The sequence below is a fragment of the Niveibacterium umoris genome (assembly GCF_014197015.1).
GTDB lineage: Bacteria > Pseudomonadota > Gammaproteobacteria > Burkholderiales > Rhodocyclaceae > Niveibacterium > Niveibacterium umoris.
Window position 1 is genome coordinate 155,959 of the sequence record NZ_JACIET010000003.1, and the last position, 11,688, is coordinate 167,646.

11 protein-coding genes and 1 pseudogene are annotated in these 11,688 nt (G+C 66.9%); 8 read left to right on the forward strand and 4 right to left on the reverse strand.

The window, feature by feature from the left end; genetic code table 11:
* Positions 1 to 4 precede the first annotated feature (4 nt).
* The 5 genes from GGR36_RS20075 to GGR36_RS20095 all read left to right on the forward strand — a co-directional run bounded on the left by GGR36_RS20075 (position 5) and on the right by GGR36_RS20095 (position 6,372).
* Positions 5 to 805 carry an acyl-CoA thioesterase gene (locus GGR36_RS20075; protein WP_183637720.1) on the forward strand — a complete coding sequence of 267 codons (801 nt, stop codon included), beginning with the start codon at positions 5 to 7 and terminating at the stop codon, positions 803 to 805.
* 203 nt (positions 806 to 1,008) lie between these two features.
* On the forward strand, positions 1,009 to 2,274 hold the full coding sequence (locus tag GGR36_RS20080) for a M48 family metallopeptidase (protein ID WP_183637723.1): 1,266 nt from the start codon (positions 1,009 to 1,011) through the stop codon (positions 2,272 to 2,274).
* 67 nt (positions 2,275 to 2,341) lie between these two features.
* Positions 2,342 to 4,219, forward strand: a complete 1,878-nt coding sequence (locus tag GGR36_RS20085) for a diguanylate cyclase (RefSeq protein ID WP_183637726.1) — start codon at positions 2,342 to 2,344, stop codon at positions 4,217 to 4,219.
* Between the two features lie 55 nt (positions 4,220 to 4,274).
* Entirely contained in the window at positions 4,275 to 4,658 is a 384-nt protein-coding gene (locus tag GGR36_RS20090; protein WP_183637729.1) for a DUF6394 family protein, read from the forward strand.
* Between the two features lie 10 nt (positions 4,659 to 4,668).
* Positions 4,669 to 6,372: a potassium channel family protein gene (locus GGR36_RS20095; RefSeq protein WP_183637732.1), complete on the forward strand. Its 1,704-nt coding sequence runs from the start codon at positions 4,669 to 4,671 to the stop codon at positions 6,370 to 6,372.
* 45 nt (positions 6,373 to 6,417) lie between these two features.
* Here the strand turns inward: GGR36_RS20095 and GGR36_RS22175 are convergent, their stop codons facing one another.
* Both GGR36_RS22175 and GGR36_RS21715 read right to left on the reverse strand, forming a co-directional pair.
* Complete coding sequence (locus tag GGR36_RS22175; protein ID WP_183637737.1) at positions 6,418 to 6,888, reverse strand: YMGG-like glycine zipper-containing protein; 471 nt, start codon at positions 6,886 to 6,888, stop codon at positions 6,418 to 6,420.
* A 163-nt stretch (positions 6,889 to 7,051) separates the two neighbouring features.
* Positions 7,052 to 7,846, reverse strand: coding sequence for a pseudouridine synthase (locus GGR36_RS21715; RefSeq protein ID WP_207064545.1), 795 nt, complete (start codon positions 7,844 to 7,846; stop codon positions 7,052 to 7,054).
* Between GGR36_RS21715 and GGR36_RS21720 the strand changes: the two genes are divergently transcribed.
* Positions 7,823 to 9,043 (forward strand): hypothetical protein, encoded by a 1,221-nt coding sequence (locus GGR36_RS21720; protein ID WP_207064544.1) that lies wholly within the window; start codon positions 7,823 to 7,825, stop codon positions 9,041 to 9,043. The two genes, GGR36_RS21715 and GGR36_RS21720, sit on opposite strands and share 24 nt — an antisense overlap.
* 32 nt (positions 9,044 to 9,075) lie before the next feature.
* On the opposite strand, the gene GGR36_RS21725 is transcribed toward GGR36_RS21720, so the two are convergent.
* A complete protein-coding gene (locus GGR36_RS21725; RefSeq protein ID WP_242533471.1) occupies positions 9,076 to 9,414 on the reverse strand; it encodes an FKBP-type peptidyl-prolyl cis-trans isomerase in 339 nt (112 codons plus the stop codon).
* Positions 9,403 to 9,744, reverse strand: a pseudogene (locus GGR36_RS22005) (FKBP-type peptidyl-prolyl cis-trans isomerase); the annotation flags it as partial. The gene GGR36_RS21725 and the pseudogene GGR36_RS22005, both read right to left, overlap by 12 nt.
* A gap of 291 nt (positions 9,745 to 10,035) precedes the next feature.
* On the opposite strand from GGR36_RS22005, the gene GGR36_RS20115 reads away from it, so the two are divergent.
* A complete protein-coding gene (locus tag GGR36_RS20115) occupies positions 10,036 to 10,512 on the forward strand; it encodes a ferritin family protein (protein ID WP_183637743.1) in 477 nt (158 codons plus the stop codon).
* Positions 10,513 to 10,639: 127 nt separating this feature from the next.
* Complete coding sequence (locus GGR36_RS20120; protein WP_183637746.1) at positions 10,640 to 11,656, forward strand: AI-2E family transporter; 1,017 nt, start codon at positions 10,640 to 10,642, stop codon at positions 11,654 to 11,656.
* Positions 11,657 to 11,688 lie beyond the last annotated feature (32 nt).

Consider the following 11,688-nt stretch of genomic DNA (forward strand, 5'->3'; position numbering starts at 1 on the left):
GCACATGGTCCTGACACCCTTCTCCGCCCTGATCGAGAACCGCAGCCACCGCGGCGATACGGTGTTCTTCGAACTGACCGAAGACTGGCTGCAAGGCCGTACCGCCTTTGGCGGCGTCAGTGCCGCGCTGGCGGTGCAGGCGATGCGCGACGTCGCCGGCGCCGAGCGGCCGCTGCGCGGCCTGCAGACCAGCTTCGTCGGCCCGGTGCCGGCCGGACCGCTGCGGGTCGATGTACGGGTGGTACGCGAAGGCAAGGCGATGCGGCAGGTCGAAGCCGCGCTGAAGGTGGGCGAGGACACCGCCTGCCTGCTGGTCGGCAGCTTCGGCCTCGCCCGCCAGTCGACGATTGGCACATTCGCCCCGCCGCAACCTGCGGCGCCGGCACCCGAAGCATTGCGGGCCATGCCTTACGTCGAGGGCGTCTCGCCCGCCTTCACCCAGCATGTCGAGTTCCGCTGGGCCGCAGGCGACGCGCCCTTTGCCGGCGGCAGTGCGCGCGACATGAAGGTGCATTTGCGTCTGCGCGATGAAACGATCGACCACGAACTGCTCTGCGTGCTGCTCGGCGACGCCGCACCGCCGGTCGCCTTCGGCCACTTCGACCGCCCGACCATGGGCAGTTCGGTGACCTGGGCGCTCGAACTGCTGCACTGCGCCAGCGCACCCTCACCCGACGCCTGGTGGCGCCACGACACCGGCATGGTCGCCTTCAGCGCCGGCTACTCGCACGAACGCGCCGAACTGTGGACGCCGCAGGGCGAACTCGCTGCGTTCGGATATCAGATCGTGGCGGTGTTCGGCTAGGTCACCGCGCCAGATTCAGTCGCACTGCCATCCGCGCATTGAGCCGGGCTTCGGGGGCGCCGTCACAAGCGAGCAACACAGCGACGTGCGCACGGCACAGCTTGGGGGCAGATCGAGGCCGACAAGCTTCGATACAAAGCCTGCCGACAGCGTGCGATGCAGTCGGGATAATGCGGCCGGTCACTTCACCGGATCTGTACGCCATGCAACTGCGCCGCCTTGCTCCCCTCGTCCCGCTCCTCGCCCTGCTCGCGGCACCGGCTTGCGCGCTCGCCGCGGGCGCCTTTGACGCCGAACAGGCCACACGCGCCTGGCTGGACACGATCCCGCATGAGGCGAAATTGCGATCGGACGCTTACTACGAAGGCGGCTACTGGCTGCAACTCGTCGACCTCGTTTTCGCCCTTCTCGTCGCCTGGCTGTTGTTGCGCGGCGGGCTGTCGGCGCGGTTGCGCAACAATGCCGAGCGGCTGACCCGCTACAAGCCCCTGCAGAGCATGGCCTACGCCGCGCAATACCTGATCCTGGTGACCCTGCTGAGCCTGCCGCTGAACGCCTACGAGGGCTACTGGCGAGAGCATGCGTACAACATGTCGAACCAGACGCTGGCGGACTGGGCGCTCGATCAGCTCAAGGGCCTGTTCGTCTCGATCCTGTTCATGGCGCCGGCGGTGGCGGCAGTCTGGGGCGCGATCCGTCGCGCGCCGAAAACCTGGTGGCTGTGGGGTTCGGCCATCGCCACCGGTTTCCTGATGATCGGCATGGTGCTGGGGCCGGTGTTCATCGCACCGCTGTTCAACGACTACAAGCCGCTGTCCGATCCGAAGGTGCGCAGCGAGATCCTGTCGCTGGCGCGCGCCAACCAGGTGCCGGCCACCGAGGTGTACGAGTTCGACGCCTCGCGCCAGACCAAACGGATCAGCGCCAACGTCAGCGGCTTCATGGGCACCGAGCGCATCTCGCTCAACGACAACCTGCTCAAGCGCACCAGCCCGGCCGAGATCCGCGCGGTGATGGGGCATGAGATCGGGCACTACGCACTGAATCACGTGTACAAGCACCTGCTGACCTTCACCGTGCTGACCATCATCGGCTTCGCGCTGGCACGCTGGGCGATGGAGCGCCTGATCGCACGGCACGGCGGCACCTGGGGCCTGCGCGGCAGCGGCGACGTGGCGGCCCTGCCGGTGCTGGTCGCGATATTCGCGGTGCTGGGGTTCATCGGCACGCCGATCACCAACACGGTGATCCGGACCGCCGAGTTCGAAGCCGATCTCTACGGCCTGAACGCCGCCCGCGAACCGGATGGTTTCGCGCAGGCCGCGGTGCGCCTGGCGGAGTACCGCAAGATGGAACCGGCGGCGTGGGAAGAGTTCCTGTTCTACGACCACCCGAGTGGCCGCACACGCATCCGCACCGCAATGCAGTGGAAGGCGGAGCATCTGGCGGACCAGCCTGCCGGTCGTTAAAGCCGGGCCGGGTTTGCCGCTGCAGGCACTCTCGGCCAGAATCGCGCTTTCGCCATTTAGCTGACCGATGTCGCCCTCCCGCCGCAATACCCCGTTTGCGATTGCGCTGGCCCTCGCTGTAGCCGGCGTGTCTTTCGCATCGGCCGTCGCCGCGGCACCGGATGCGGCGAGCCTGGTGGACCAAGCGCGCGCCAACATCAGGCTGAACCCGGAAGCCAGCCAGCGCTATGCAGAGAGCGCGCTTGATGCGCTGAAAGCGCGGCCGGACCCGGATCTGGAGGTCGCCGCCCGCCTGGTGCTCTGCGACTATCAGGGCGAGCGCAGCCCGCAGGCAGCGCAATCCGAAATCGATGCTGCCTGGGCGCTGATGCCCAAGGTGAAGCGCACCGGGCTGCGCGCGGGCATCATGCTGTGCGAAGGGCAACTGCTTGAACTTGCCAACAAGACACATGAAGCCCTGGCGAGGTTCGACGAGGCCGCGCGCTTTGCCGAGGGCGCCCATGACAGCGAGATGCTGGCCGATTCGCTGTATCAGCGCGGTTACATGCGCGCCTTGCTGGGCCAATACGCGGAAGGCCTGATCGACGAGCGCCGCGCCCTGTCGCTGTACGAGAAGCTGTCGCTCACCTCGCGCGCGCGCACCGCCCTGAACGGCATCGCGATCCTCTACAACCGCATGGGCGACTATGCGCAGGCCAAGCACTACTACATGCAGTCGCTCAAGGGCCACATCGCCGAGGGCGCCCGGCGCGAACAGGCGGTAACGCTGCACAACCTCGGCCGCGCGCATGAAAACCTCGGGGAGTGGCACGAAGCCAAGCAAGCCTTCGAAGAATCGCTCGCGATCAACCATGAACTCGGCTACTCGCGCGGCGAGGCCTACGCCCTGCGAGGACTCGCCAGTGTCTGCAACGCCACCGGCGATGCAACGTGCGCCACGGCCTACCTGGCGCGTGCCGAGGCCGCCGCGAAAGGCGCACCGGATGCCCGCCTGCATGCGCAGATCCTGCTGCAACGCGGTATCAGCTACCGTCTGCAGAAACGCTATCCGGAAAGCATTGCCGCGCTGCAAGAGGCGGCGACGACTTTCGCCAGTGCCGATTCGCTCGCCGAACTGCGCGACACCTATCGCGCGCTGTCGGCCACCTACGCCGAATTCAACGACTGGCGCGCGGCATACGAACGTCAGGTCGAATTCAAGAACACCTCCGACACCCTGCTGCTGCGTCAGCTCGACCAACGCTTTGCGACACTGAAAGTGGAGTTCGACACCGCCGCGAAGGACAAGGAAAACACCCTGCTGCTACGCGAAAAGGCGGTGACCGAGCGCGCGCTGGAACAGGAACGCACCGTCGGCCGCCTGCAGGCCGCGGTGATCGCGCTGGCGACCGTGCTGACGCTGATCCTCGCCACGCTGGTGGTGCGCCACCGCCGCGCGAGCCAGCGCATGGAAGCGCTCGCAAATACCGACGAGCTGACCGGGCTACCGAATCGGCGCGACATCCTGGGCCGGCTCAGCGAGTGGCTGGGGACCCCGCAAGGACCAAGCTGCGCGACCCTGATTGCGGATCTCGACCATTTCAAACCGATCAACGACAAGTTCGGCCATCTGGTTGGCGACGACATCCTGCGCGAAGTGGCCAAGGCGCTCACCGAGATCGTGCGCGAACCGGCCTGCGTTGGCCGCATTGGCGGCGAGGAATTCCTCGTGATGCTGCCGGATACCGGGCTCGAAGAAGCCGCGCAGATGGCCGAGCGACTGCGCGAACGCGTGCTTGCGATCGATACCTCGCGCTGGTTCACCGACCGTGGCATCAGTGCCAGCTTCGGTGTCACCGCCAGCGCGGCTGGCGACACGGTCAGCAGCATGTTGCGACGCGCCGACGAGGCGCTTTACGACGCCAAGGCACGCGGCCGCAATTGCGTCGCCACGCGTGGTGGCTGACGTGAGCAGCGCAGACACCGCATAATCGGGCCGACCCCGCCCGCAGGAGCCACGCATGAATCTCGAGAAGGTCGTCTTCGGTTTCTTCATCGTGCTGGCTGCGACGATGAACTTCGGTTTCTTCGTCGGCGATATCGACAACCCGGTGCACCACGACGTCTTTGAACTGTTCACCGCGATCGTCGTGAACCTGATCGCGACCGTGCTGAAGTTCGGCGACCGCACGCAGATCGGCGCCATCCATCTCGCCACCAGCCTGGTGGCGGACCTGCAATTGATCGCGGCCGCAATCTACTGGGCCTACTCGGTCCATGTCTCCGGCGTCGGCATGACCCCGGGCGTTACTGCCAGCGTCGTTTCGCTGGCGGCCGGCGCGATGCTCGCCAACGTCGTCTCCGTGATCATCCTCATCGCCGAAACCGTGATGATGCGCCGCTGACGGGCGCGCCATGGACAGCGTCATCTTCCTGATGCTGCGGCGCATGCGTGCGCCGCTGATCGTGCTGATCGCGATCTACGCGATCTCGGTGCTGGGCCTTGCGCTCATCCCGGGCATCGACGCCGACGGCAGACCCGCGCCGCCGATGAGCTTCTTCCACGCCTTCTACTTCGTCAGCTACACCGCGACCACCATCGGCTTTGGCGAAATCCCCGGCGCGTTCTCCGACGCGCAGCGGATGTGGACGGTGCTTTGCATCTACCTCACCGTGATCGGCTGGTCCTACTCGATCATCACCCTGCTCGGACTGCTGCAGGACAAGGGCTTCCAGGCTGCATTCGCGAAGATCCGCTTCGCCCGCGCGGTGCGACGCCTGCGCGAACCGTTCTACCTGATCTGCGGCTGCGGCGAGACCGGCACGCTGATCGGCAGTGCCTTCGATCGCATCTGCACCCGCTTCGTCGTGCTGGAGTTGTCGGAGCATCGCGTGCAGGAACTCGACCTGCTCGAATGGCGTGCCGATGCACCGGCGCTTGCGGGCGACGCGCGCGCGCCGGAACTGCTCAAGCTCGCCGGCCTGCTGCATCCGAAGTGCCGCGGGGTGCTGGCGGTGACCAGTTCTGAAGAGGCCAACCTGGCGGTGGCGATTGCGGTGCGCCTGTTGCGTCCCGAGATACCGGTGCTCGCACGGGCGCGGTCCGACGCCGTCAGCGCCAACATGGCTTCGTTCGGCACCGACCATGTCATCAACCCCTTCCGCCGCTTTGCCGACCAGCTCGCGCTGGCGGTGCGGGCGCCCGAGGTCTTTCGCCTCGAACAACTGCTCACCGGCATCCCGGGTGAAGCCACGCCAACGCCGCATCGCCCCCCGCGCGGCAACTGGATCGTATGCGGCTACGGCCGCTTTGGCCATGCGATTGTGGCCGCCCTCGACAGCGAGGCGCTGCCGGTGACGCTGATCACCCCGGATCCGCCCGAGCAGCCGGGCCGGCGCTGCATTGCCGGCCTCGGCACCGAAGCCGAACCGCTGCTGGCGGCAGGCGTCCGCACTGCCGCAGGCATCGTCGCCGGCACCGACAACGATGTGAACAACCTGTCCATCGCCGTCACGGCACGCGAACTGAACCCTTCGATCTTCGTCGTGATGCGCCAGAACCAAGCCGCGAACGGCGCCTTGTTCGATGCCTTCGTCGGCGATTTCGCGCTGGTGCCAAGCCGCCTGATCGCGCAGGAATGCCTGGCCACGCTGACGACGCCCCTGCTTTCGGAATTCCTCACGCGCATGCGCACGCAAGACAACGACTGGGCGGCGCAACTGATCGGCAGTATCGAAGCGGTGTGCCCGGCACAGGTCCCCGACATACGCGGTATCACCTTGAACATTTCAGAGGCCCGCGCGGCGTATCTGCACCTCATGGCCGACGCACCGCTGACCTTGGGCGACGCTCTGCGCGACAGCGCCGCCCGCGACAGCCGGCTGCCGCTGGTGCCGCTGATGCTGCGGCGCGCCAGGCAGATCACGCTGCTGCCGTCGCCGCAGACGCCCCTCGTGGCGGGCGACGCCCTGCTGCTGGCAGGGCCGCACAGCGCGCATATGCGGCTGCAGCTCGCGCTGCAAAACGCCAATGCGTTCGACTATGCCCAGCACGGGCGCAACAGCCCGGGCGGCTGGATCTGGCAACGCCTTGCCCGGCGCAAGGTCGCACCGCCATGAAAAAAGCCCGCATGTGCGGGCTTTCTTTTGTTGGGCGCGGGCCGCTCAATCGTCCCAATCGCCATGGCGATGATGCTTGCGATGGCCCGGCGGCACCCAGTCGTCATCATCATGCCCATGGCGATGATGGCGATGGTGCGAGTCATAGTTGCCGCCCTTCGGCTCGCTGACGTTCTTGCCGATCACCGAACCGGCCGCACCGCCAAGGCCTGCGCCGATGATCGCGCCGTTCTTGCCGCCGGTCGAGCGCCCCACGGCAGCGCCGGACGCGCCACCAATCGCCCCGCCGATCATCGCGCCGTTCTTGCCACGCTTGTCTGACGCGACCCCCGCACCGAGGGCGCCACCAATCGCGCCACCGAGCACTTCACCGCTCTTGCCGCCCATCGAATGCCCCAGCGCGGTACCCGCCGCCGCGCCAAGACCACCGCCGAGTGCCGTCTGGCCGTCGTTCGCGAATGCGCTGCTGGCGAGCGCCACCGTGACGGCCAGCGCCGAAATGACTTTCTTGTACATGAAACCCCTCTGTTGAAACCGCTCTAACGTGGATTATTTTCCCATTTAATGACAGGAACATCCATGCCTCTTTGTTGCAAACTGCAAATGCGCCGCTGACAAAGAAGCGGCCCGGAATACCGATCACCGGGCCGCGCTCGCCTGCGATAACTGACTGTGCCGACTACTCGAAGGATTCATCCTCGCGCAGAAAGCGCCACTGCCCGAGCGGCAAATCGCCCAGCACCACCTTGCCGATACGGATGCGCTTGAGCCCGGTCACGGTAAGGCCGACCAGCTCACACATCCGGCGGATCTGGCGCTTGCGCCCTTCGCGCAGCACGAAGCGGAGCTGATCCTCGTTGATCCACTCCACCTTGGCCGGGCGCAGTTGCTTGTCATCGAGTTCGAGGCCGTGGTTCAGCAAGGCCAGCCCTTCCGCGCTCAACTGGCCCTCGACCCGGACGAGGTACTCCTTTTCGACCGTCGAGTCCTCGCCGATCAGCTGGCGTGCGATGCGTCCGTCCTGCGTCAGCACCAGCAGCCCGGTCGAATCGATGTCCAGCCGCCCGGCCGGCGCCAGCCCGTGGAAGTGCGCCGGCTTGAGCAGCGGGCCGCCATCCGGCCGGTACTGGCTGGCCTGCGTCACCAGCGAGGCCGCCGGCGGATAGTCGTCTTCCGGCTGCCCGGAAACAAAACCGACCGGCTTGTGCAGCAGGATCGTCATGCGGGTGCCCTGCAGCTTTGCCGCCTCGGGCGCCAGCGTGATCTTCGCGTCTGGCTCGGCGCGCCGACCCAGTTCCTTGACCCGCTCGCCATCGACGAAAACCCAGCCGCGCTCGATGTACTCGTCGGCCTCACGGCGCGAGCAGATGCCGCGCGCAGCCATCAGCTTGGAGATACGCACGCCCTGCGGCAGATCGTCTTCTTCGTCCTCGTCATCCTCGTCGACTTCATGGCGACGGGGGCGCGGCACCATGCCCGCGTCGCGCGGCGGCTGCGGGTAACGCCCGCGTTCGCCTGCCGGGCGCGGTGGCCGGTCGCCCCAGGCCGGGCGCTCACCACGCGGCGCGCCGCGGGTGTCGCGGGCCGGGGCGCGGCCATCGCCAGCGCCCTCGCCACGGCGCGGGCGTTCGTCCCGCGCAAAACCGCTGCCGCCGTCGCGGCGTGGCTGCCCTTCGCGCCCATAGCCGCCTACGCGCGGCCTGTCGTCGCGATTGAATCCACCCTCGCGTGGTCGATCGGTGCGGTCGAAACCACCGCTGCGCGGCCGATCGTCGCGGCCAGAAAAGCCTTCACGTCGCGGCGCTTCATCACGATTGAAGCCACCCGGCCCGCGCGGTCGCTCATCGCGGTTGTAACTGCCTTCGCGGCGCGGACGTTCGTCACGCGCAAACGAAGCATCGCCGCGCAGCGGACGATCACCCCACTGGCGCTGATCACGCGGCCGACCATCGTCGCGACCGCGCGGCCCTTGCGCATTCGCGTCGCCACGCGGCCGATCGCCCTGGTAGCGCGGACGCTCACCGGTGTCGCGCGAGCGCTCGCCTTCGTATCGCGGCCTGTCGGATGGCGCACGCGCGCGATCACCCTCATAACGCGGGCGGTCGGACGGTGCGCGCGCCCGGTCACCTTCGTAGCGCGGCCGATCCGACGGCGCACGCGGGCGATCGCCGTCGTAGCGGGGCCGATCTCCCTGATAACGCGGGCGATCATCCGGCCCACGGCTGTCGGCACGGGGCGGGCGATCATCACGCTCGAAACGGGGGCGGACATCGTTGCGGCGCGGGCCACCTTCGCCACGCCGGAAATCGTCGCCGCCGCTGCGGCGGATGTCGTCGGTCGGGTAGTCGCGGCGCGGGGTGCGGGGCCCCTCGTTTGCGTCGCGGCGCGGCCCGCGCGGGGCATCGCGCCCGTCACGGCCGCCTCGCGGCGCGTCGCCGGCACGTGCCGGCCGCTCGCGCGTGTCACCGCGTTCGCCACGCGGCTCACCGCGCGGTCGATCGCCCCAGCCGCCCTGGCGGCGGTAGTCCCCATCGCCCGACTGGGCGCGGCGAGGCTCGTCACCCCCTTGCCCGGACGCATCGCGCGGCGCATTCGCGGCGGCGCGCTTTCCGGCAATAGCGCGCTCCAGCGCGGCGCGTGCACGCGGGCCGGTACGGGTACCGGTCAGTGAAGGCCGTTCGGCTTTGGGCTTGTTTGGCTTGTTCACGCGATCTCCAGCAATTCGACTTCGAACACAAGCGTCGCGTTCGGCGGAATCACACCGCCCGCACCACGACGGCCATAACCGAGTTGCGGCGGAATCGTCAGCTTGCGGCTGCCACCCACCTTCATGCCGGCGACGCCATCATCCCAGCCACGAATCACCTGGCCGCGACCGAGCAGGAAGCTGAACGGTTCGTCGCGATCCTTGCTGGAATCGAACTTCGTCCCGTCAGTCAGCCACCCGGTGTAGTGCACCACCACCGTTCGGCCCGGTTTGGCTTCAGCGCCGGTGCCGAAGATGACGTCTTCGATGACCAGTTCGCCGCCCACGTCGAGCAACTCGACTTCGAATACCAGCGTCGCGTTGGGCGGAATCACGCCCCCTGCACCGCGCTCGCCGTAACCGAGTTGCGGCGGAATCGTCAGCTTGCGGCGACCACCGACCTTCATGCCCGCGACACCTTCGTCCCAGCCACTGATGACCTGTCCGCGTCCAAGGTCAAAACTGAAGGGATCATTGCGATCCTTGCTCGAATCGAATTTGCTGCCGTCGGTCAGCCAGCCGGTGTAATGCACGGTGACGGTACCGCCGGTCTTGGCCTCGGCGCCGGTGCCGAGCACGGCGTCTTCGATGATGAGGCCGCTGGCCGTGGTGATCGCTTCGCTCACGGGAAATCTCCTGCTGAAAAGGGAAACGCCGGACGGCGCTCGAAGGCGGTCCGGCGTGCTACGCGCGTAGTATCTCACGACGCCTCTCATTTAGGGCGCCCGATGCGCTTGCCCTTGTCACCGGCCGGTGCTTGGCGCAGAGCAAGTGCGCCGAACGCCAACGCGGGTGCGCCGGCTAGGGGTATTCCCTCGCGCACCCGCCGCATTTGATCCAGATCGATTCGCGCTTGGCTGCGCTGCGTCTAGATTGAATGAAGCGCGCACCCCAGATTGCGCTGGAGGAGAACGTTCATGAGCTTGCAACCGGTTCGGTCGGTACCCGAGTTTTATGCTCGCGCCATTGCCATAGAACGCGAAGCGATCGCCTGCTACAACGACTTCGCGGGGCGGATGGAGGCGCTTGGCAACGCCGAAACCGCGCAGTTGTTCCGCGAGATCGCGCGTCAGGAAGAAGGCCATGCGCAAGAACTGGTGCGCTGCGCAGACGGCTGCCGCATGCCGGCCATCAGCAGCGCCAGCGTTCCGCCCCCGCTCAGCATCGCCGGCGATTCGGCGGCCTTGATCGAAGCCTCGCTGAGTCCGATCGGTGCGATCCAGATTGCCATGAGTGCGGAGCGACGTGCCGTCAGCTTCTACCAGAACGTGAGCCTGACCTCGCCTGACCCGGTCGTAAGGGAACTGGCCGAGAGCATGATTCTCGAAGAGTTCGAGCATTTGCAGTTGCTCGAACGGCTGGCGGCAAGGCTTGACGCCAAACCGGCGCACTAGGCCCGCGCCACAACGGCGTCAGCAAATGCCCTTCGCGGCCGGGCCGGTGTTGGCCTTGCCGCTGCGGGCTTGCGGAGGCAGCGCGTTCCGCGCGATAGTCAGCGCATCGTCTTCTCATTGCCGCTAGATGCCCTCACCCCGTCGCGCCACCACTGGCGTCGAGATTGCCGCTTGGCTGCTTACCGGCGCTGCGCTCATCTCGGTGCTCCTGCTGCATCTTGTGCCCCCCCTGCTCGCCGGGCTGCTCGTCTTCGAACTGGTCGCCCTGATCAGCCCTTTCTTTGCGCGCGCGATTCCGAACCAGCGCGCCAAGCTCGTCGTGGTCACCTTGCTTTCGATCATCGTGGTCGCAGCGCTGGTGGGTACCGTCATTGCCGTTGCGCGCGTGCTGGGGCAGGAAGTCGGCAGCGCCGCCGGACTCTTCGGCAAGCTCTCCTTGCTGCTCGAAGACGTGCGTACCGTATTGCCGCCCTGGTTGATCAATTACCTTCCGGCCGACCCGGACGCGCTGGAGCACAGCATTGGCGCCTGGCTTTCAACGCATGCGAAACAATTGCAGACCACCGGCGCCGCGTTCGGCCGCGGCTTCGTCAAGGCGTTGCTGGGCATGGTGATCGGCGCGATGCTCGCGCTTCACGAAGTCCAGCCCAATCACGCCAGCGGCCCCCTGGCGACGGCGCTGCGCGGCTGCGCGATGCGTCTGGCGCAAGCCTTCCGGCGCGTGGTGTTCGCCCAGTTCTGGATCTCGGCGATCAACACGACGCTGACGGCGGTCTTCCTGCTGCTGGTCTTGCCCCTGTTCGGCGTACATCTGCCGCTGGTCAAGACGATGATCGCGATCACCTTCTTTGCCGGCCTGCTGCCAGTGATCGGGAATCTGGTGTCGAACACGCTGATCACGTTCATCGCGCTGTCGATCTCGGTGCAGATCGCGGCCGCCGCACTGGTGTTCCTGATCGTCGTGCACAAGCTGGAGTATTTCCTGAACGCGCGCATCGTCGGCGGCCACATCGATGCACGCGCCTGGGAACTGCTGATCGCGATGCTGGTGTTCGAATCGGCCTTCGGGCTTGCCGGCCTGATCGCTGCGCCAGTGTTCTATGCCTTCATCAAAGCTGAGTTGCGCAGTCGCGGCCTGGTCTAGCCCTGGACACCATGAACCCCAAGCAATCAACG

Bases quoted from the DNA above. Each gene is read 5' to 3' on its own strand.
- GGR36_RS20075 (WP_183637720.1), top strand. From the start codon at position 5: ATGGTCCTGACACCCTTCTCCGCCCTGATCGAGAACCGCAGCCACCGC.
- GGR36_RS20080 (WP_183637723.1), top strand. From the start codon at position 1,009: ATGCAACTGCGCCGCCTTGCTCCCCTCGTCCCGCTCCTCGCCCTGCTC.
- GGR36_RS20085 (WP_183637726.1), top strand. From the start codon at position 2,342: ATGTCGCCCTCCCGCCGCAATACCCCGTTTGCGATTGCGCTGGCCCTC.
- GGR36_RS20090 (WP_183637729.1), top strand. From the start codon at position 4,275: ATGAATCTCGAGAAGGTCGTCTTCGGTTTCTTCATCGTGCTGGCTGCG.
- GGR36_RS20095 (WP_183637732.1), top strand. From the start codon at position 4,669: ATGGACAGCGTCATCTTCCTGATGCTGCGGCGCATGCGTGCGCCGCTG.
- GGR36_RS22175 (WP_183637737.1), bottom strand. From the start codon at position 6,888: ATGTACAAGAAAGTCATTTCGGCGCTGGCCGTCACGGTGGCGCTCGCC.
- GGR36_RS21720 (WP_207064544.1), top strand. From the start codon at position 7,823: ATGGCGACGGGGGCGCGGCACCATGCCCGCGTCGCGCGGCGGCTGCGG.
- GGR36_RS21715 (WP_207064545.1), bottom strand. From the start codon at position 7,846: ATGGTGCCGCGCCCCCGTCGCCATGAAGTCGACGAGGATGACGAGGAC.
- GGR36_RS20115 (WP_183637743.1), top strand. From the start codon at position 10,036: ATGAGCTTGCAACCGGTTCGGTCGGTACCCGAGTTTTATGCTCGCGCC.
- GGR36_RS20120 (WP_183637746.1), top strand. From the start codon at position 10,640: ATGCCCTCACCCCGTCGCGCCACCACTGGCGTCGAGATTGCCGCTTGG.